The organism is Paenacidovorax caeni, assembly GCF_001298675.1.
GTDB lineage: Bacteria > Pseudomonadota > Gammaproteobacteria > Burkholderiales > Burkholderiaceae_C > Paenacidovorax > Paenacidovorax caeni.
This window is the reverse complement of the sequence record NZ_CYIG01000050.1, coordinates 1-22154: the sequence shown is the minus strand read 5'-3', so window position 1 is coordinate 22154 and position 22154 is coordinate 1. Positions and strand designations below refer to the sequence as shown.

7 protein-coding genes, 3 pseudogenes and 1 other annotated feature are annotated in these 22154 nt (G+C 62.8%); of the genes and pseudogenes, 6 read left to right on the top strand and 4 right to left on the bottom strand.

Annotated elements, in window-relative coordinates; all coding sequences use genetic code 11:
* Positions 1 to 820: 820 nt before the first annotated feature.
* Positions 821 to 1192: pseudogene (locus BN2503_RS16325) on the bottom strand (IS66 family transposase); the annotation flags it as partial.
* A 205-nt stretch (positions 1193 to 1397) separates the two neighbouring features.
* Positions 1398 to 1562: pseudogene (locus BN2503_RS19600) on the bottom strand (transposase); the annotation flags it as partial.
* Positions 1563 to 1829: 267 nt separating this feature from the next.
* Between BN2503_RS19600 and BN2503_RS16320 the strand changes: the two are divergent.
* Positions 1830 to 2212 (top strand): annotated as a pseudogene (locus BN2503_RS16320) (transposase); the annotation flags it as partial.
* Positions 2108 to 2224 (top strand) — a sequence feature (AL1L pseudoknot). Its footprint overlaps the pseudogene before it by 105 nt.
* Positions 2225 to 2335: 111 nt before the next feature.
* Positions 2336 to 4042, top strand: a complete 1707-nt coding sequence (locus tag BN2503_RS16315; protein ID WP_054257697.1) for a hypothetical protein — start codon at positions 2336 to 2338, stop codon at positions 4040 to 4042.
* Here BN2503_RS16315 and BN2503_RS16310 read toward each other — a convergent pair.
* Both BN2503_RS16310 and BN2503_RS21380 read right to left on the bottom strand, forming a co-directional pair.
* Positions 4020 to 4571, bottom strand: a complete 552-nt coding sequence (locus BN2503_RS16310) for a hypothetical protein (RefSeq protein WP_054257696.1) — start codon at positions 4569 to 4571, stop codon at positions 4020 to 4022. The genes BN2503_RS16315 and BN2503_RS16310 overlap by 23 nt on opposite strands.
* 36 nt (positions 4572 to 4607) lie before the next feature.
* Positions 4608 to 4739 (bottom strand): hypothetical protein, encoded by a 132-nt coding sequence (locus BN2503_RS21380; protein ID WP_353611900.1) that lies wholly within the window; start codon positions 4737 to 4739, stop codon positions 4608 to 4610.
* A gap of 82 nt (positions 4740 to 4821) precedes the next feature.
* Here BN2503_RS21380 and BN2503_RS16305 point away from each other — a divergent pair, with 82 nt between their 5' ends.
* Genes BN2503_RS16305 through BN2503_RS16290 form a run of 4 tightly spaced genes read left to right on the top strand, consistent with a single transcriptional unit; the run spans position 4822 to position 21560 of the window.
* On the top strand, positions 4822 to 6318 hold the full coding sequence (locus BN2503_RS16305) for a restriction endonuclease-related protein (RefSeq protein ID WP_054257695.1): 1497 nt from the start codon (positions 4822 to 4824) through the stop codon (positions 6316 to 6318).
* The gene (locus BN2503_RS16300; protein ID WP_139235507.1) at positions 6311 to 9919 is read left to right on the top strand and encodes a nucleoside/nucleotide kinase family protein; all 3609 of its coding nucleotides are present in this window, start codon (positions 6311 to 6313) and stop codon (positions 9917 to 9919) included. Before BN2503_RS16305 ends, BN2503_RS16300 begins: the two co-directional genes overlap by 8 nt.
* Positions 9920 to 9951: 32 nt before the next feature.
* Complete coding sequence (locus BN2503_RS16295; protein ID WP_082366646.1) at positions 9952 to 20229, top strand: RNaseH domain-containing protein; 10278 nt, start codon at positions 9952 to 9954, stop codon at positions 20227 to 20229.
* Between the two features lie 2 nt (positions 20230 to 20231).
* Positions 20232 to 21560 (top strand): hypothetical protein, encoded by a 1329-nt coding sequence (locus tag BN2503_RS16290; protein ID WP_054257692.1) that lies wholly within the window; start codon positions 20232 to 20234, stop codon positions 21558 to 21560.
* The last annotated feature ends 594 nt before the right edge of the window (positions 21561 to 22154 follow it).

Sequence of the window (22154 nt, the reverse complement as noted above, 5' to 3'; positions counted from 1 at the left end):
TTCTACCTGGCCCTGCGCAACATCAGCCAGAAGTGGACCCTGCCCATCCGGGATTGGAAGGCCGCGCTGACCCGCTTTACCATTCAGTTCGGAGACCGCATCTCCGTCAATTGAAGTCCGACCCGTTTACACAAAAATTCGGACACGCCCTACTGTGGACGCAAAACTTCGCAAGTCCCATCATGGCCCTAATTTAGGCACGCTGTGGTCCCCGCAAAAACTCACCTTAACTAGTCTTGCCAAGAAAGTCCCTGTAGCAACTCACCTTAATTGAGGCTAAGAGCTCTTGGGGAGCCTTAGAAAGAGCCGATGGAGCATTAACCCTTGCTTCGTCGCCATACGCACGCCATGAGGTGCTTAGGCAGTGCACGCAACGATGTTCAACGAGTACATGCAGACATCGATTCCCTGCAACGACTCACCTTTGGTATCAAAGAGGCACTTATCCCAGTTAACACTCACCTTTCCGCGGCTGTTTCCCGACCGAATGATCTTGAACCGCGCCCGTATTCCAGGTTTGAAGCCCAGTGAGCGCGCCACCCATCGGGTCTCGGCCAAGATGTAGGCACAGCCTCCACCGATTCAAAGCGTTTTTCCCCGACCTTGATCAGCATCTCACTCACGGACTCACCTGGCCTTTGCTCTCCCAGAGCTCGCCAGGCGATCACTTTAAATTGCCTACATGGTCCGCCCAAGAAGAGCCAGTTTCTACGTCGAGATGGTTCGACGGGTTTGTTGCTTTACATCCGGGCTGTCAGTGCAGACGGTGCTGCGTACGCGTCCGGCGAACACATGTTGACGCGCAGTCAACACGCCGGATTCAGCTTACCGCGGGCACCCAGCGATGCGGCAGCAACTCGCCGATCTGACTTACCTTGTGCGTAGGCAGGCGTTGCAGCATGTCGCGCAGATAGGCGTGCGGATCGTGGCCATTGAGCTTGGCTGACTGGATCAGACTCATGATGGTGGCCGCACGCTGGCCTGCCAGCAGCGAGCCCGCAAACAACCAGTTCTTGTGCGCAATGGCAATGGGCCGGATCTGGTTCTCGATCCAATTGTTGTCGATGGGCAGCCTTCCGTCGTCGATGAAGCGTGTCAGCGCCTGCCATCGCTTGAGGCTGTAGTCCAGGGCTCTGGCCGTGGCCCCTCCGTGGGCCACCTGGCTGCGCTGCGCCAGCATCCAACTGTGCAGCGTATCGGCAAGCCAGTCGCGCAACCAGGCTCCGCACTCGGCTGCTGCGGATGCCGGCCACTGCAGAATCACGCTGCTGGCACAACGGCGCAGTTCCAGTCGGATGGGCTACGGTCACAGCCACTGGACTCAGGCTGGCGGTGGGCATCTCCACGCACACGAAACCTGCGGGCTCAGCGACCGTCACGGTGAGCGCGCCACCTCCTTGGGACGCTTCCCTCATCCAGCGGCGAACCAGGTTGGCATTGAGGCCATGCGGCAGTGCCACCCCGGCCACTGACGCGCCAGGCTGCTGGCACGCAGCGACAACCTCCCGCTTGAGATCAGGTGCGTGATATCGGCGCGTGCGCCTCGTTGGCCTGCTTTGCATAGTGTCCACTTGTCTCCTCGGTGGACACTATCCTTACGGCTCACGCTTGCGATCTCAAGATGACTTCACCGGACGCATACGGTGCTGCAGCCCATGATGGCTGTTCGCGGCTGGGGTTCCTATCTCCGGGATGTACTCAAGGTACTGGCGATTCATCGGAATTCCCCAACCCGGTTTGACCAAGGTTCCATCACTGCGCTTCTTGCAGGCGCTCTCCTGAACCGCCCCGGGTTTTGAGGAGGCTCCAACACTTGAGAAGATGGAGCTATGAACAAGTCACCGAAGTTCTCCCCGGAAGTGCGCGAGCGCGCCGTGCGCATGGTGCAGGAGCACCGAGCCGACTACCCGTCGCTGTGGGCAGCCATTGAATCGATTGCACCCAAGATTGGCTGCGCGCCGCAGACCTTGAACGACTGGGTCAAGAAGGCCGATGTCGACAGCGGCCAGCGCCCCGGCACCACCACCTCGGATGCGCAGCGCATCAAGGAACTGGAGCGTGAGGTCAAAGAATTGCGCCGGGCCAACGACATCCTGAAGACGGCCAGCGCGTTTTTCGCGCAGGCGGAGCTCGACCGCCGACTCAAATCGTGAAGGCCTACATCGACCGCCACCGTGATGACTACGGGGTCGAGCCCATCTGCCGGGTGCTTGACAATGACTCGAAGTAAATGAGAAAATATCGAAGTAGTCGAGAAAATAGCGAAGTGATGCGAAAAAATCGACTGCTTCAACCTCTCGGGCGCTGCTTGAAAGAGCAGTAGCCTCTCCGCCTAGTGGAGCCCAGCGCTACCCCCCTACGCATCGCCTCCTTCCCGAAGGGCAAGGACATTTGGCGCATCGACTGGTTCGGTCCCATCGCCTTCCCCGAGAGGCTGACCCGCCGGCGGCACCCATCGGTTCTGGTCTACCTTTCCAAGGTAGTCGCACCCTCCCCCGTCGAAAACACCTCCGTCCTGCTGCAGCCGGACAGCACGCGCCCTGCGAGCCAACAGGTCAAGCGATGGGTCAGCGTGGGCACCACACTGCTGTTGCGCATCGGGGATCTTTGGCAAGACCAGACCCTGGTCGCACGCCCCGCCTACGAAGAAGCGACCTTCGAGGGCATCACGATCGACCGCGACCATGTCAGCCTCGTCAAGGCAGGCTTGAGCTTTGACGACGGCAAATTTCTTTTGCCGCTGGCCCAGCATCCTTGGCATATCAACAACACCCACTCGTATTGCGTGCGGGTTGCACTGCCCGACGACAGGTTCATGGTCGTGCCGTGCATGGAACTGGTGCGCTTCTATTTCGGGTCATCGAGCGAGCTGATCTCACGCCTGTTCGCACCGCCGCTGGCCAGGAGCAGCCTGCATGGCAAGGCCCACATCTCTCAGCGCGGGCACATGAGCCTGGAACTCGCCGAACGCATCCCCAAAGCCAGTGCCGAGGACGTAGCACGCATCGCCGGCAGCGATGTTGCCTGGCGGGCCGCGGCATTGGTGGCGTCTTCTTGCCTCAAGGCTTCAATCGCCGGTCGCGACATCTACCCTCAGGCCATCTTTCCGTTCGAGGGCGAGTCCACCCTTCAAGTGGTGGGCAAATGGCTACCGCAGGGTGACACGGAACAGGCCACCTTTCTCGTCTACCAGCTGCGCAGCTGCTCCCACCCGTTTCCTTTCCAGTCGCTCCATTTCAGGCAAAGCCGCAGTACTTCCCAAGCCATGGCCAGGAGTTGCCCTGGCACCTCTACGGCGGAAGGAAGCCGTCCCCAGCGGGCAGCAGCCCAACCCAAAACATCCACGCTGCAAGAACACGATGCGTCATCGACTCTTGCACCGGCAACGCGGGCGGTCACCGGGCGCCGACGGTTTCCCGATCTCGACCACAAGTTCATCCAAGCTGAGCGGCAGACTCCGAACGCGTCGCCGCCAGTTGCCCATGCCGGCTCGGCACCTGCCGTGAACGACATGGCTGTTGGATTGCCGGGATCGCAGCGGCGCATCCGCCCTGTCAGCCTGGTTGATGTGAAGGCCAAGGCCCGAGCTGAAGCTCCCGATTTCCTTCGTCTTGTGATTTCCGTGTTGGAAGAAATCGATGGGATCGAGACGCACCTTCTGCAAGTGCAAGATGAAGACGATTGGACGATACCGCCCACCTTGCTGGCCGACGACGACGGGGTCATCAGCGAACAGGTGCTTTTCTATGGCCATGGCCGCAGGGTAAAGCCAAGGCGCATCGCATCGATAGTGGCATCCAACGATGGCGTGCATGCGGCACTAACAATCGTCGAGGGCAACGCGCCAGCGCTGCAATTCAACCGCCTGAGCGCCGCCGAAGCCCTTGATCCGACCTCCCGTTGCTTACGACTCGCCCGCCACTTCAGCTACAGCGGCCTTCATGCGTTCACCTTTGTGTTCGATTCGCCAGGGGGAGCGGAGCACCTCAAAGGCTGGCTGCGTTTCCACTTCTCTAGGCTCATCCGACAGCAGGCCATCTGACACTCCAAGTCGCAGGATCATCGGCAAGGCTGCACCACGTGGTCTTCCAGGCGGCTCCCTGCGGCTCGTGCGGAGGCTGCGACTTCTTGCAGCAGTGCGCGGGGGGCCGGACTGCCTCCAGTTCTTCGCGATCGGTGCCCAGTGAAGTGCGGCTCATCCGAACGCCAAGGGCCACGAACACAGCGCCAGCGACGCGATTGAGCCAAGTGTTGGCTCTCGGAGTGCACGTCAGCCGGCCACCGATTGCGCCCTCGAACCAAGCCAAGATAGCGAACAAGAGCGCCGCCTGAACGGGAAGGACCATGCCCAGTACGCAGCGTTGGAAGGCAACTCCGCCCTGGCCGGAAACCACGAACTGCGGCAGTAACAACAGGAAGAACAGCACCACCTTGAGATTGATGGCATTGGCAAACATGTAGATCGCGAGCTTGTCCTGCAGGCCTGCAATCGACATGCGGACCTTGCCGTCCCAGACAGTCCGCGGCACCTCTTCGCGCTGCGCGATGGGCTCATCCAGCTCGTGCAGCACAGGCTCGGCGGCTGATGAGAACCCAACTGCCCCCCACTAAGGGAAGCGCAGGGTGCCGGCGGTCTCTGCGCCAAGGGCAAGGATGAGCACAGCGATGTTGGACTTGCTGACCCGGTTGTAGCTCGCGGCCACGTCCTGGGCTCGGCCTTTGGGAAGCAGATGGGCGATGAAGCCTCAGGGCTTGCGCCCGCAGCTTTGAACTGCAAGAATGCCGAAAAAGGTACGCATTGCGTATCCTTTAGGGAGAATAATGACAAGTCTGACCGCCCCCTCTGACCAGCCCGGGCGCCGCGATACGCCACGCGTGACTCCGCCAGCCGGCGACTGGACGCCCTGGGGCAGCCAAAGGGAGTTCCTGTCGCAGGCCAAGGCCATCCTCTCGCGCGTTCACAAGAGGCTGACCTGGGACCGCATGGCTGAACTGGCCGAGATCGAGCACCGGGCGCTCAAGACTTACCGCATGCCGGAGAACTCGCCCGACCACCGAGCGATGCCTAAGCCTGTGCGGCGCCAGATCGAGTCCCTGCTCGATCAGGTCAAGGCGGGGGTCCAGGCGCGCGGCAGCATGGCTTTCGGCGCCGACGCCAATGTCAGCGTCGAGCGATCTCCCCTGCTCGGTCTGGTCGCCCCGGCCCTGGCTGCGCTGGTGGTGCGTACGGCGGCCCAGTTGCACAACGAGGGCATGGGCGTGGTCGTCTCTGGCGTCACCCGTCGCCCTGGCACCCGGGTGGGGCTGTCGGCCGAGGATCGCCGCACGATAGCACTGGTCTCGCGCGCCCGCTTGACGCTGGGCCTGCCCGACACCACCGCCGAGATCCACAATCTGCTGGTGCTGTGCACGCAGCCCTTTGGCGACTGGCTGCCACTGCCGGAGGTGCTGGATGAGGGTCTGGGGACGGTGCGCCTGATCGACCCAGAACAGCTGATGCCCACGCTCGAAGCGGAAGGTCTAGCTGAAGACGTGGCGGGCCTGTCCAGCCTCGTGGAAGAGCAACTATTCGGCGACTTCAAGGAATCCCTTGGCAAGCTGCCGGCGGCCCATGCCGAGTCGGTCTACACCACGGTGCGCGACTTCGTGGTGCGTCACCCGGTGGTGCGCCTGCATAAGCTGGAAGCCATGCTCGAGGATGTCCCGTCTGCCGTAGCCAACCGTATCCGCACGGGCTTCTACGAGCCTCTGTCGGCGCGCCTGGATGGCTCGGATGGCGTCGCCTTGTGCGCGCACTGCGGCAACCTGGCCAAGTCGCACGCCGGCGGGGCCGGCTGGCTGTGCACGACGGCCGCATGCGTTCAGAACGAGCCCACCGTGCCGCGGTTCTTCGAAGCCAGTGAAGAGGAGCACTTCCGTCTCACCCGCGGCTTGCGCCAATACTGGCTCGAGCCCGGCATCGACGAGATCCGCCTGTTCGACGCCTTGAAGGCGCAGGGGCTTGCACCCCGCCTCTACCCTCACCGTGACCGGGTGGACATCGACCTGGGCGCGCGGTCTGACATCGGGCTGGATCTGAAGGCCTACGCCAGCCCTGAGCTCCTGGGCCGGCGCCTGAATAAGAAACCGGGCGGCCTGGCGCACTACGCCCAGCGCTGGCTGGTCGTCCCGGACTGGCTCGCCAACTCCACGCCGGGCTATATGGACCGGTTGCGCGGCGCCCTGGGTGGCGGACCCATCCAGGCACTTACAACAAGTCAGGCGCTCGATCGCGCGGTGGCACTGCACAAGAACCGGCCTGGAGAAACCCGTGCGTGAACATCTCCAACCCTACCGCGGTCCGAACACCCTGAATTTCCTCTGTCTTCTCGCCACTGAACTGCTTGGCAAAGACAACCTGCGCGATCTGCCCGCCCTCATGACTGGTTTCGATTCGGTGCTCTCGACGTTGCCACTGAATGTCGCGACAGCGGTTCGCAACTTGCGCCTGGACCAAATCGCCCCCATCACCGAGTCGGATGTGCGCCTGATGGTGCAGAACTACCAGGCCCACCATGCCCGCCGACGGCAGCTGCGACAGGCTCACGCCGATCGGCCGGCGTCCCACACCAGCTTGTGGTCGGATGGGCCGGATGACGAGGAGCCTACGGGCTCCGATCGCCTGCCCCAACACGCCGGCGCGCTCGATGAAGAAGATGGCGATCAGGTCGACGGAATCACCGCACGCTTCCAGATCGATGAGCGGCTGAACGTGTGCAAGACGTGGACTCACGTCATGCCCGATGACGTTCGCCGTGCGATGCAGAGCCTGACGGCCGCCTTGCCCGTGCGCCAGCGTGGCCAGCGCCTGATGCAAGACCCCATGCTGACGGCCACGGTGCGCCACGAGCGCACCCGGTTCGAGGCCTGGGTAGAGCCCCTGGGCTTCATGCCGCCTGCGCCGCCTATGGTGCAGACCAGCACCTGCGGCAAGGCGCCCGGTGAAGTCCGCTGGTCGGACCTGGCGCAGTGGGCCGATCGGTTCGACACGATGGACGTCGAAGCCGGCCGCCAGTCGCCGGGTCAGCGGCAGTGGTGGCGGCGCCTGCACACCGAAGATGGCCAGCCCATTGCCGAGCTGATGATGGCCACCGAGGGGGGGCTTGTAGCGACTTCCACCATCGAGCTGGTGGGAATCAAGCACCTGATCGGCTTGCCGGGCGCCGGCAAGACGACCCTGCTGTACCTGCTGGCAGCCTGGATCCATGAGCGCGGCTACCGCGTGTGCTTCTTCTTCCCCTCCATTGAGGTCTCCAGCGCCTTCGTGGAGAAGCTCTCGCTCTACGAGATCGAGGCCGCCCTGCTGTTCGGGCAGAGCGATCGCTCGAGGAATAAGCATGTGGCGAACTTCGCCTCGGCCGTCGGCCAGGACAACCGCGGCTTCGGCGTTAGCCGGAGCACAGCCGACTTCTTCGCCACCAACTGCGCGCTGGCCGGGTATGCGAGTGATGAGGATGTCCCCTTCCCTCATGAGCACCCGCCGTGCAGCGAGGTCACGCAGCGCGCGACGGACGCCACGACGGATTCGGCCAAGGCCCGCAAGGCCACCCGGGCGCGCATGCGCCAGTGCGCGCTGTCGTCGGTGTGTGGCAGGCAGCATGCCGAACGGGCACTGACCTCCGCCAACATCTGGGCTGGGCACGTCCTGTCAACCGATCGCGAGGTCTCCCCGCTGTTCTCCTCGGTCAAGATGCGCCAGTTCGAGCTGCTGGCGCGAACCTTCGACCTCATCGTGGTTGACGAATGCGATGGCGCACAGCAGAACCTTGATGCCCGCGGCACGCCCTTGCTCAAGCTCTCCGGCGACGCGGATTCGGTCTGGAACCGGCTCCTGATGGATCTGCACGCTCCGGCCGCGCAGGGCAACAACGCCTTCGTCGCCGGCGCGAACATCCCCGGCATCATGGCCATGTCCGGCCGCTACGGTGTGGCGGCTGAGCGATTGACTGCGGCCATCATCCATGCGCCCGAGAAGTTCCGTAAGGACATGGCCAACAAGCTGCTCACGGGGGTGTCGCTGCTGGCCGAGATGTACCCGGACGTGCGCGAGGAAGGCGACTGGGACCAGGAACTGCAGGAGACCAACGAGCAGCGGGAGGCCCGCCGCGAACGCCATCGCAAAGCCCTCTCGGTCGTCGAGACAGTCTGGCTGGAGGTGGCTAAGCGCGCGGCCTACCGCTCCGGCAACACGTTCCTTGACGACGATGACGACGCTGGCAATGAAGATGCGAGCCAGGGCACCGACCGCGCTGAAGGCGCTCACTGGTTTGGCGGGCAAGAGCAGATCGCCAAGCTCGCCGAGATGAGCGGTACCGATCCGCAGGCGCTGGTGAAGTATGCCGAGGACTTGTTCGAGGCCCTGGACCGCTGGGATCGGGATTCGTCAGACCACCTGCTGCGCGACATCGTCGCCCAGCTGCGGCGCGCGCCTGGTGTGACGCCTCTGAAGGACGACGTCGGCTTCTTCGAGCTGGCCAGGCTGCTGGCTCATGTCTCGCTTCTGGTGCTGCAGCACTTCGGCCTGGCGCCTCACCTGCGACTGCTCAATGCCCAGGGCATCCTAGGCGACGACGTCTTCGACTCGCGCCCCTCCCGGGAATTTCTGGCCATGGTGCCGGAATCGCTGGTCGGGCGCCTCTCTGGCGTGCGCTACACGGTCGGCGACGAGGGCGACGTGGACATCTCCCATGTCGGGGTGGCTGGTACGCCGCGCCTGCTGGTGCGGCGCATGATGTCGCTCGGCAAGGAAGGTGGCACGGGTCCCGCCATCCTCATGACCAGCGCCACCTCGATGCTCGAGTCCAGTCCCAGTTACCACGTCCATGAGGGACCGCACTACGTGCTGCGCCGCCCCAACGCCGGTGATGGGTGGTCGAAATCGCGCTACGAATTCCTGCCTCTCAAGCACCCGCAGGATAGCCGCAAGACGCTTTTCTTCAGTGGCTCCCGGCTGAGCCAGCGAGAGACGATCTTGCAGAACATGGTCGACCAGCTGCTCGCCCACGGCGACATGAGCGTGGTCGACTCGGCCATCATGCAAAACGACGTGGTGGACGGCGTACGCCGGCGCGCAGCCTTCGTCGTCAACTCATACGACCAGTGCCGCCTGGTCTATGACCACATCCGCAGCCACCATCCCGGCTGGCGTTCGCGCGTTCGCGTCTTGATGCGCGGGGGCGCGCTGTCGGACTTTGGCGTGGCCGCAGAGCACGCGATTACCGCATCCGAGGTCGAGCGCCTGGGCGACGACGAGGACTGGGATCTGTTCATCTTCCCTATGTCGGCCATCGGCCGCGGGGTCAACGTGGTGTTCCGCGGCGGGCAGCGCGCTGGCCAGGCGATGCTCGGCTCGGTCTTCTTCCTGACTCGGCCGCACCCCAAAACCGACAGCCTGTCGTTCTTGCAAGGCATCGTCGCCCGTGACTCCGAAGGCTTTGACCGGGAGCGCTTTGCGAGCCTCCAGCAAGCCCTAAATGCCTTGCGTGAGCGACGCTCTGAACTGTCGTTCAAGGTCCGCCAGCTACTGCGCATGCAGCAGTCCGCGCGATCGCTCGGCCCCTATGCCGAAGAGTTCGTGGCCGACCAGATGATCATGATCTTGCAGACGATTGGCCGCGCAATGCGGGGCGATCGTCCCGCCTTCATCTACTTTGTTGATGCGGCATGGGCCCCGATGTCTGCGCTCGGTCAAACCGATACGCCGCGCACATCGATGCTGCTGATGATGCGTGAAATCCTGCGCAAGTGCCTGACGCACGAGCACAAGGCCATCCGGGACTGCTACGAGAACCTCTACCGCACCTTCTACAACCCGCTGTCGACCGTTCATGGCGTCAACGAAGAGGGTGCTGCGCAGCCCCCCAACATTACGGGCTTGTGAGCGTCCAGTCCAACCGAACACCAGCACAACACATGAGCCCAGCAACCAAGGCCATCCCCGCCTCAGCGTCACCCGCGACACAGGACATCCACGAATGGGTGCGAAAGTACAAGTCCCCGGCCCGCCGCTCACTGGTTGTCCTGGGTGCCCGCATCCGGCCTGAGTGGCTCAATCGAACCGTCGGCGTGGTGGAGGTGTCTTTCGTCGGTGACTTGGGACAAGCCCTGAGCGATCTGGTGTCCCTGGCTTCGGCCAAGAAGAAGTACCTGCCCACCGTGCGGCTCAAGGCGAGCATGGCGCTTTCGCTCGACGGCATTATCGTCATCGATCGCCATCTCGGCTTGCAAGAGCCTCGCCCGGCCATTTCGCTGCACAACGAGGAACTGGAGGCAGAAGAAGTTGCTGAGCGCATTCGCAAGTGCCTGAAGACCTGGAGCAATGACGTGCTTCAGTCTTGGGCGCAGGCAAATGGCCTGGCTGAGTCCGCCGAGCGGCTCGCCCAAGCCATTCGCACCGACGGCATCCAGGTGCGGACCACTGAGCAGCCCCTGATCAACCGGCCTGCCGGCGCTCGGCTCGGTCGTCCGGCTTACCACCTGATCGCGCGCCGCCTGGCCGAAGAACTCGTCGGAGCCACTCTCTTTGAGGGGTTCTCGCCTGTGGACATGGTGGTCGATCCGTCCGACACGTCTGCCAGTGTCGAGTTGCTCACGCAGCCCGTGCGCATGGGCAACACCAAGCACATGTTCTCCATGGCGGCGCGACTGAGCGTGTTCACGATGCCCAACAGCCGCGACCTCTTCGTGAAGGTCACACCGGTCAAGCGCATCTGGACGTCCGAGATGCCTGGACGCAAGCCCAATGCGCCTGCCAACATCGGCTGCACGATCATGGTCCCCGGCAAGCCGTTCCTGACCGTCCGCGCCTGCCAGGTCAAGGGCAACCAGGCCGCCGGAGAAGGCAAGGCACCTGCCTGGGCCTTCTCCGATGAGTACGAGGAGTTCCTTGCGCGCGCCAAGGGGATGCTGCCTGAAACCTTGCAAGAAGCTGTGGCGCAAGTCGCTCCCGATCCGTCCAACGGTGGGTGGTGGGTCGGCTTTCAGCGGCTGACCACGGTCTTCGACCGCGTGGGCGGTCGCACGGTCTTCGAGTGTGACGAATATGATCTGCACGAGACCGTTGTGCAGTTGCTGCCAGCCACCCTGGACTCTCGACTGGAATGGCGTAGCGTCAAGGCGATCGGCCAAAAGGCGGCGGCCAAAGACACGCACAAGGCACTCAAGCCCTCGGACATCGGGCACGATGAAGAGGCCTCGGAGCCTGGCCGAGCCGGCCAGTCCCTGAGCGATGACAACCTCCCGGACGACGAACGCCCCGTGCGGACGCTCGAGAGCGACCGCGCAGGCCGCCTCGAAGTGGGCAGGGCCGCCAACGTGGCGGCCCTGCAGGCGCTGCACCCTGGCAAGCCGGTGCACCTGTTCGTCTTCGGTGGCGAACCCAATGAGCAAGCCATCATTCGTGCCTGCGCGGATGTCCTGTTCGGTGATGCGGTGCAAGTCCACACCGAGGCTCTGCCGCTGCACACGCACGGCCTGAAGGACGAGCTGGAAAAGTCCGATGCCAAGAGTCTGATCCGATTCGATGCCCGGGTGAATCGCTGGACGCAGGCTTTCGCCCAGTTGCCCCAGGACGGTGGTGTTCGCCACGTCATGGTCTGCGCCGATCGGATGATTGGCCGGCGCACAGAAGACCAGGTGAACTACTACGCAGCGATCCACGCGGCTTGCAGCGTCGCCGGCGCCAACGTCCACCACGTTCTGCCCATCCAGCAAAAGCGAGGCAAGGACGACGTCGGCCACTTCGTTCACCGCGTCCAGAGCGCGATGCTCGACGTGTTCCTGGCCCACTCGGGTGTCGTGCTGGGCGTCAGGGACTTGGTCGAGCAGACGCTCGGCCTGAGCAAGACGACCGACAAGTTGCCGCGCTATGTTTGCGGCGTCCAGACCGTGCGTTCCCGCGCGCGCCGCTTCTCGGGCGAGGAGAACGTCTCGTTCATCCTCTACAGCCGCCTGTCCCTGGTGACGGGCCTGGTGGACATCAAGATCGCATGCCGACTTGGCAAGAAGGACACCACGACGGATTGGATGCCGCTGGCCACGGGTCTTCGCTGGCTTGGCAGCCAGCGCAACATCGCCAGCGATGAGCGGTGGCTGCGCGACGCTTTCCAGCCGCAGACGCGCGCGATGTTGTCTCAGCTAAAGAGCGAAGACGAACGTGCCATCGTGTTGCTGGACTGGCAGCGGCTGGGCGGCCTGTGGCAGCAGGTCAGGGACGATTTGCTGAGCGAATCGCCGCCTGGCTCGATGATGCTCGGCACCATCGACCTGAGCATCGTATGCCCCGGCATGACCTTCATGCGCCTGCGTAGCACGCGCGAATCGTCCATGACGATCCGCACCTTGACGACCAAGCTATACGAGGGCTGGACGTCTCGACCACAAGGCCTGGAGGCCACTGGCGAGGTCTACACCGAGCGCTACCTGACCGCGGCCCACGAGATTCTCGAGGTCATCGCATCGGATGCGCAAGAGCGCGTCAAGCCAGGTCGTACCTCCAACCGGCACTACCTGCAGGTGATGCGCAACCGGGACACCATGCAGTTACTGCGCGGCTTCTCGTGTTACCGCACGACCGAGCGCATGAAGGCGATCGATGAGTCCGGCGAGAACGGCAAGATCGAGGGCAGCGCCCAACCCACGAGCAAGCGCTTTCGCATCGTTCAGCTCGCTCCGATGCACGACGACGCAACCCTGGCGACGACGATGGAGTGCACCATCATCACCGGCCCGGCGGAACTCGATCCTGATCAGGTGGTGCGCCTGGTGATGGGCCTGCGCCTGCGCTTCGCGCACTACCCGGACTGGACGGCGCTGCCTGCACCGCTGTTCTTCATCTCCAAGGTGGATGACTACGTGATCCGCTATGCGGATCTGGCGCGCCAGGACGAGGACGGCCAAGACGATGAGGCTGAAGCCAACAGCGTGGCTGAGGTCTCCCAAGTCCCCGACACGATTCCGTCGACTGAAATGAACGAAGCCGTGCTGGCTGGCATTACTGACGAGCTGCTGCAAGGCAACCATGACCCGTATTTCGATGACGTGAGACGAGCTATCGGAGAGCAGCTGCAGCTCTTTGACGAAACCTCGGACTCCAAAGGAGGCACGAAGACGATGACCCCGCTTGAAACCGAAAAGCAAAACGAATCGGGTCCCGATGGGCAACCCAATGAACTGAGCAACAAGTCCGTGTCTGGGGGTGCTCGCCCTTTTGACGAAGTCGATGGTGGCGCCGCCGCGGCCACCATCGACAGCCATGCGCATGCATCAGTCCCGGTCGCAGGAAACGAGGCTGAAGGCGGCATCGTCGACGAGGTGCTGATTGAAGATCCTCTGCTGTCAAAAGCCCACAATCTTCTGATCAATGTGCCGATCCTGTTCAACCCGGCCGAGCACAAGGTCAGGCGCCTCTACGAGGACCTGCTGAAACTGAATCTGCGCGTGACGGTGGATCTGCCCTGGTTCGCCAACGCCAACACGGTCGTTCCCCCTGACGCCTGGCCTGACCACAAGGCGATCAGGAAGTTCTGGAACCTTCAAGGGAGCATGGGCCTGCGGCAGGCGAACAAGCCTGCCCCGACCACGAGTGATTTCAAACCGTGGGTCATGCAGCGCCTTCGAATTCCGCAAAGCGCATGGTCCCTGGGAGCTATTTTCAAGGGCAGCACCCGCGTCTTCAGTCGCTTCAACGACCTGTACGCCAACATGATCGCGGAAAGGATCAAGAACGACGACGACTTCGACTCGCCGAAGAATGCGCTCGACATCGACTACGAAGGATTCGCGCATTGGCTGTGCAAGCGCGACGACTGCAAAGGTGATGACGAAGGCCTGGGATGGCTCTTCATCCGCGCTGCGCAATTGCCCAGTGAGACTGGCATCAAAGACATCTTCTCTGTCGTCGACCAGTACATCAGCAAGGGGCTTAAGTTGGGCCCCAAGTCCATGTGCGCCCTGGGATACCTGGTGGACTGCTGTGAGGTTGCCATCGACCTCGTGGATGCAGTGACAGCCAAGCAGCGCCCCACGAATGTCCACCGCAAGCGGGATCCGAAGTGGCAGGAGATGGACCATCAAACGGAACACGCAGAACAAGAAGCTGATGCGACTTCTGACTGCATGGAAGGCAGCCAGGACCAAGGCGGCGATCAAGAACACGGAGACAACATGACCAATGCCACCCCTGTAGTTGCTGCTGCAAATGCTCAGGTGGACCAGGCTCATCCGCTCTACCTGCTCGCCCCGAAGGGCGAGCCAGAATCGACGATTTCCGGCCTACCTGATCTGGCAGACATGCCTACGGACCGCATCAAGCAGATGATGCTTGCGTGCGTGAACAAGCTCGATCCTGGTTCGAACGCCTTTGTCGAAAACGGCGAGTCCCTCGGCATGCTCTACCAGCAGCTGAGCATTCGCCACAAGGCCGCCGTGCAGGAGGAGGAGCTGCGCAAGAAGGCCGAAGCCGATCAGCAAGCGCAGGAAGCTATCCGCATGGCCCGCCTAAGTGCGCTGGAGGTCTTCTTTGCCGAACTAGACGCCGTGTGCGCCTCAGTGCCGGAGGACATGCTCCACGAGCCGATCACCGCAGCTGGCGATGCCCCATCGTGCATGGAGCGGCTGACGCCGCTAGACGAGGATTCCTTCAACGAGCGCATGGCGCTGTTGAGGAAAAACCTGGAGCAGGTGAAGTCGTACGCCGCGCAGATGGTGTCCAAGCACGATGCCTACGAGGCACTGGATGATGGCTCGGACCCCCGCCTAGCCGAGGTCAGCGGCCTGGCCCGCCGGCAGCTGCGCAACCGGCTGCAGGAGGAGTTGCTCGATGCGGCCCGCGAGGATAACCACAACCTGGTCACCGCGCTGCAGGCCATCGTGGCTCTGCACGGCGGCACACTCGTGGACACCGCCTCTGAAGGGGTAATCGAAGGCACCGCCGAAAAGAGCACCGACGGTGGCGCCCATCATGCGCCGGCCGCAGCTGATGCGACGGCCCACCGCGCCGAGGTGGCTACCGCCGAAGTCACCGACGATTCGCAACCCCTGCCCGTCAAGGCCAATGAGATGGCCCACGAGGCGCCGGCAGAGACTCCCATGCCGACGCTGGAGGAGCCGCTGGTGGTGCTGCCCGAGAACGTGCTGAGCGGTGACGAGGAGCACCCTGTTGCAGCGGTCACTGCGGCCGAACCGCAAACTCAGTCCGCCAGCGCCCCTGAGGTGTTCACCTCGACCGAGCAGTCCGACGTCGCGACCGTCCTGTGCATCGATGAAGCAAGCCCCCAGGCGGATGCGTCCAAGGAGGACTTCCGTCAGGCGATGGCAGCGATTGCCAAGGCTGCAGCTCACCAACCAGGCCTCATGCCCGTCGGCGAGGAGGGAGGAATCGACTTGGCCGAGGAGGTCAGCGACGACATGCCGGGGGACGCTGCTGCCAGCAAGACCATCGAGGTCGACGTGCAGATGGATGCCAAGGCCCTGCTGACCCAAGAGCGTATGGCGCCGCTGATTCGCGCCGCCGAAGCGGAGTATTGGCGCCTCACCCGTGTGGGCGTGGCGGCGCTGTGCGCGGTTCATCCCCACCCTGTCGTCGAGATCCACGGTGCTGCGTGGACGTCGATGCTCGACTCGCTCTCGAGTCTGACGATCCCAGGCGGCGAGCAGAACATCAATGAGAGTCTGATGCGCTGGCTGGAGTCGGGCGCGTCCGTCCCTGGAGCCGACAATGGCTTGGCCCTCGCTCTGGACATCGGGGTGCTCGGTGCAGGCCTTCTACCCATCCTCTTCGAGGGGCATGAAGCCAAGATCCGCTGGGCAGTACTCAGTCGGGTCGCCTCTCGCATGCAGGAGCACAAGCCCCTGCACGAGCTGTGTGAACTCTTGCAGAGCCTGGACACGACGGCCCTTCGCATCACGCGCGAGAACCTCTCGTCTTCGCGCGTGGCACCCCGGAAGGCCTTGGAAGCTGAGGTGCAGCGCATGCGCGATCGCGCGATGAACTGGCCCAGCGATTCGGTCCTTTTCCGCAACTGGCCGAACCAGGAATACTGGGAGATGCACGGTGCGATGTTCGACGATCGCCATGGCCTGCACCTTCACAAGGCGCTGCAACACGTCGTGCGCGGCGCGGATGATCCCCTTCGCAAGATGATGCCGGAGCTTCAGAAGTACGTGGAGAAGATGTCCGGCACGCTCGGCGACCTGCGCAAGCGCACCGGTCGCAAGCGCTCCCTGGAAGGCCCTCACGCTGAGAAGCTGGCACAGAACGTCCACGCGACGATCAACTTTCTGCAGTCCTATCTAGACCACGTCGCCCGCCTGAACAACGTCGCTACCGGTGCCATCCCGTTGCCGCTGCGCGAGTTCCTGGACAAACTGCACTCGAAGACGCATGCCGCCAGCGACTACATCAAAACGCTGCGAGGGCCGGAAGATGCCGTGCTGGACATGCACGCCATGCTGGCTGAGCAGATCATGCAGACGACGCTCGCACTCATGAACGAGCAAGCTCCGCTACAGAGCGTCCCCGAAGATCTCCAGGTGTTGCTCATGGAGGTTCCGATGAACTCTTCCCTAAACCCCATCTGGACCGTCAAGCTCGACGATGAGTACCAGGAGACCACATTGCGTGATCCTCTGGACGTGCTGGAGCAGGTCGGCGTCGTTGTTGATGAGCTGACCGAAGCAGCCACTAGGAAGACGCGCATCGAGGATCTGCTGATCGATGCTGCCGAGATGCACCGCAGCAACAACCAGATCCTGGCGGCACGGGCCATCGAGCAGCGTCTGCGCGCTGAGCCTGCCCAGGTGCAGTCGCAGATGAAGACAGCCAACGAAGCGGCTCATCGCCGGGCGAAGACTGCGCTCAGCGAAGACCTGGCCGACGCCCGCCAGCGTGTGACCAACGCGCTGTCTGTTGGTCCTATGACCCAGGCTGAAGCGAACCACATGCTCAAGGTGATCGAAGTCCTGGACCGTGCCAATCGGGACAACAACATTGGTGTCCTCAGCCCTGTCGGCGCTCCCTACGAGGACTACCCGCAGGCCCACGCCCTGCTGCGCAGCCTGATTCTGGTTCCGCTGGAGCACCGCATCCACGAAAGCCTGCGCAACCTGCAGAACGAAATGCGCACCTATCGGGCTGAGCTCGAGCAGACTGGCGCCGGCGATGCTCTCGCTGAGCGCAAGCTCGAGCAGCTCGACCGCATTGAAGCCGGCCTGCGCGAGGTCACGCCGACCAACATCCGCGTGGCTCGCTACAGCTTCTCCCTGCTAGAACAAGACGAGTTGCCAGTCATCCGCCTGCAGTTGGGCAACCCGGTGGAAGCCTACGAGGTCTTCCAGAAGGAGCTCGCCGGCTTCACGATCAATCGCACGCCACTGGAATCCCTGCGGGACGCCCTGCGCGCAGATGACGCCAAGCACTGGCCCAAGGGTGAAAAGCCAGCATGGGCTGCATCGCTCGATGCTGCCCAGCGAGAAGAAGCCGCGAGCTTCCTGGATTCGTGGATGACCTTGACCGAGGCACGCACGATCAGCGAAGTGCATGAGCCCCTGGCCGACTTCTTCCTCCGCGCCACCGGCACGGCCGAGGCGCCCACCGCGCTGAGTGAGCCAGGCAACAACGGCCGCACGCCTTTCCACCTGAGCTCCAAGACCTTTGTCGGTGCTGCTCGCCTGCAAGGCTTCTGGGTTCCCCCGATCCTCGGCTCGGCCGCACGCGACCTGCGCGGCGTCATTCTTCGTAACCGCCCGCAGCCCCAGCACATGGCCTCGGTCATCGAAGAGCTGCCCGTTACCACTCCCAACCTGCTGCTTGGCCGAACCCGGCTGCCGCTGGCGCGCCGTGCGGCGATCACGCGGGACCACCCGGTTCTCATCGTCGACGACGATCTGGTCGCCTATATGGCCGTTCACCCGGAACAGCGCTTGGCCAAGATGATGGAAGTCGGCCTGCTGACCTTCCATGACAACCCGTACGACGACTACGGTGGCCCCGTACCCCACGAGATGTTCTTCGGTCGCCGCTCGGAGCTGATGCGTCTGAAGAACAACAAGTCGGCGCTCGTGCTCTACGGTGGCCGGCGCCTGGGCAAGAGCTCCCTGCTCGATCGCATTCAGTTCGAATCGCGCCAGAACCTCGTGCATACGCCCGATGGCGCCCGTGGTGAGGTCGCGATCTACATCCCGCTGGACTCCCGCATCGACAGCGCGACCTTCGGCGACGATCACCGGCTGTTCGCTTGGACGGGCATCTACCGCGGCATGGTGAACAACCGCTTCATCAGCCCAGCCAAGACCGAGCCTAAGACGGCGGACGTCATGCGCGAGTACATCCGCAGCGAGATCATGGCTGGCCGCTCGCTCACCGATGCGTGCTACCTGCTCATCGACGAGGCCGACGATGTGATGGCCCGAGACATCGAGGCCGATGGTGCATTCGCCAGCAGCCTGCGCGGCCTGTGCGACGACGTGCGCGACGTCTGCACGATCCGGTACGTCATTGCCGGCCTGCACAACCTCACGCGCATGCACACCGAAGGCAACACCGCACTGGCCAAGGCGGACGCGATCGCGTTGCAGCCATTCTCGTCCGGCCAGGACATCCTGATGGGGGTGGACCTGATTACCAAGCCGCTTGCGGCGCTGGGCTTCATGTTCCCCAAGGGCTCCGAAGACCTGCCCATGCGCATCCTGGCCATGTGCAACTTCTACCCTGCGTTCGTGCAGCTCTACTGCAAGAACCTGATCCAGGACCTCTACAACAAACGTGGTCAGAAGTCCCCAATCACACTTGTGGAAGCCAGCGACCTGGACAAGGTCGAGCGCAACAAGGACTTTCTGAGCGTGATGCAGGAGAAGTTCCGCTACAACCTTGACCTGGACAAGCGGTACAAGGCCATTGCGCTGATTCTTGCAGATACCTACTACCGTGGCACCGGCGCAGGTGTCGAGCAGGGTCTAGCCGCCACGGACATCCGCGAGCTCTGCCATACCTTCTTCCCGAACCACTTCAGCAAGACCGGTGAGGGCGCCTTCCCTGCCTTGCTGGAAGAGATGGAGAAGCTCACGGTCATCGACCGTAAGGGCAGTCGCTACCAGCTGCGCACCCCCCACATCGCCACGATGATGGGCAGCTACGAAGACGTCGAGACCAAGATCGACGAGCTGCAGCGCGAGAAGCCTGCGAGCAACCGCACGCCAGGTGAGACCCGGCCGTTCCTGACCCGCAACAACGGTCACGAGATCAAGCCATTCCCGATGTCCAGTGGCTGGGTCCGCCAGCTGCTGCACAACGAGGAGCGCAACCTCGTGATGATGGTGGGCAATCACCTGTGTGGCCTGTCGGAAATCGAGGGCCTCAAGCAACCGTGGGCGTTCGGCCGAGGCTCGCAGCTGGACGTCAAATACTTTGCCTCCATCGACACGGCACGTACCTACGTCAACACAATTCGTCGCTTAGGTCCCAACGACCCCGTGGACCGAATCGTTGCCGTGCTGCCTCGTTCCTGGAAAAAGGAGCAGATCGGCGAATACGCGGCCTTCGCGAATTCGTTGGCGCGACCGACGCTCACGCTCGATCAGCGACGTATGGCCAACGTGCGCCTTCTCTTCATCGCCAACCCGCAGCAGGCGTGGGATCTGGCGCAGATGCTGCATGAACACGACACCTCCCGCCCCCTGGCACACGCGTCGAGCAAGGTTGCGCAGCGCAACTGGCGTATCGACCCTGTGCCCTCTTGGACCGAGGACGCTGTCTACTTCCGCCTCAAGCACTTCGAGAATCCGACCCTGCTGGAGCAGCATGACGCCTGCGCCAAGATCCTCGATGCCACGCTGGGCTTCGGCGGCGAGATCAACAAGCTGGTGCACAGGGGGCTGACGTTACGTGAAATTGAGCAGGCACTCGAAGACAACCGTCAGCGCCTGTGTGGCAGGCGCGAGGCCTTCTATACGGCCATTGGCTGGCCCGAAACCATCGACCCAGAACTGACCCGCCAGGCTGAGGATCTCTTGGTCCTCATGGACGGCGAGTTGCGCAACAAGACAGACTCGTGGCACAAGGAAATGACCGTGCCCCAGTCCATGATCACCTTCATGCGTTGGATGGGCCTGCTGCTAGAGGCCGGCGACGGCACCTGGCGACTGCCCGTTCTGTATAAGGCGCTGATCTCTCCCAACAAGCAGGAGTCCAAGTGAGCATGCTGACACACGAAGGTGCTTTGCCCCCCGCGGTTGACGCAGAGATCGCAGTTCCTGGCTCAGCCAACAACCTGTTCTGGATGCTGCCGGGCCCCAGCGCGTTCATGGACAAGGTGACGTCGCTCTTCACCCGTCAGCGCGCCGTGGCCGTGCATCTGGCCGAGCGCATGGTGCTGGGTCACCACCTCTTGACGGACCGGGCCCTGGCCCAATCCCACTTCGATGGCGCTCCGCCGGCCATGCTGCGTGTCCACGATGCATCGCAGATCGACTGTGACATCGCACAACATCTTGGCGATGGGCGAAAGCACATCAGCCCTTCGACGCTCGCGGAATGGAACACACGGTCTCACCAACAGATCACCGGACAGGTTTCACCGCACACCTTCGCCCTCAGGCCCCGCGGTGCGCAAGCACTGAAGGCCGCCTGGACCTACCTCACCGAGTTCGCCAAGGCCTTGCCCAACTCGGGTGGCAACACACGGTTGATTCTCATCCGCGTGGACAACGATCCAACGTGGGACTCCCGGACTCTGAGCAAGAGTCTCGGGGATGCCAACCTCGATGTCGCTTTCTTCGACGGTGCGCTCAGTGTGGACGAGATGCGTGCGTACATTGGGATGCGAATAGCCCTCTCCGGGCGTGCCGGCAACCAAGAAGATGTCTTGAGTTTCCCCATGAAGCGGTTGACCCGCTCTCTGGTGGGTGAGTTCGCGGGCTTCGACGCCCACTTCGCCGAGGGGCTCATACGTATGAGCGACGAGGAACTTCTGGAATTGCCGCGCACCCTGGGCGCACTGGCGTCCAGGCTCGCCGTTAGCGATACCGTCTGGCGCCAAGCCAGCAACACCACCGTCCCGAGCGACGCTCAGGTCCACACGCTGTATCTGTGGCACCTGGCCAGTCACACGGGACCGCACCAGAAGCTCGCCGAGCAAGAACTCAATCGAAGGACTTGGTGCGCCCAGTTGTACTCACTGATGCCCTGGTTCGAGCAGCTGCGCCACCAACTGATTGCTCAGCTGCATCCGCTTCTGAGCGCGCACCTGGAGTCAACCAACGGTTTCAAGGTCCGGGTCAATGCGTATAACGGCCGCGAGTTCCGCACGGCGATCGATGATCTGGAGTGCAACGACATCGCCTCGATGGCTCGGGGTGACGACCCGATCAGGCCCCGAACGACTGCGGATCGTGCCGCACTGGATCTGTGCAGCCGGGTTGGTCGCGTGCGAAATGAGATCGCGCACATGCGTCCGCCCCAACTTCAGGAAATCCGGGACTTGATCTCGTCGCTTGAGGCGTATCGAGCCGCTCTTTCGCGGTTGTAGTCGGTCTGCACGTTCGACCTCGACATTCGGCGGACACTGCCGTACCTAGATTTGCATGGTGTGCCAGTCACAAGCACGTCGGACGAAAAGGGCAACGTGACAGCCTTGCTGATGGTCCCGATGGCGGTTTCATCTCGGGCTGCAACTTCCTGATGGTAGTGGGGTGACGGCGGCCTATCGCTTTGGCGACTTGGCGCCTATCGCGGCGGTCTAAACCGCCGAGGCCCAGGCGGAGCCGACAGTCGGTGGAGAGGCTTGCGCACCAATTGAATCCGACTTTAAGCGGACACCGGAGGATGAACGTATGCGCGCGGTGAACCCATCTTGTTGATTCCACTCTCCAAGTGAGCCAGTAAACGCGGGATTTCACTCCAAATCTGAGCCACGTTATTGACCTACTCTGCTGAATTTTTGAGCAGGGGTAAACAGGAGTGATCGTAAGCGTGGCCTCAAGGCCCTTGTTGCCGGGCCGAGGGGAGCAGGTCAGCATGCGTCCATATGCAAGACAGTGGACATACCCCTGAGTGGAGCGGCCCGAAGGTTGAGCGCACCCTTCGCAACGGCAAGCACATCTATTTCTCAACCTTCAAGGCT

What these genes read in the sequence shown, in the direction of transcription:
- BN2503_RS16305 (WP_054257695.1), top strand. Translation starts at nt 4,822, where the DNA reads ATGACAAGTCTGACCGCCCCCTCTGACCAGCCCGGGCGCCGCGATACG.
- BN2503_RS16295 (WP_082366646.1), top strand. Translation starts at nt 9,952, where the DNA reads ATGAGCCCAGCAACCAAGGCCATCCCCGCCTCAGCGTCACCCGCGACA.
- BN2503_RS16290 (WP_054257692.1), top strand. Translation starts at nt 20,232, where the DNA reads ATGCTGACACACGAAGGTGCTTTGCCCCCCGCGGTTGACGCAGAGATC.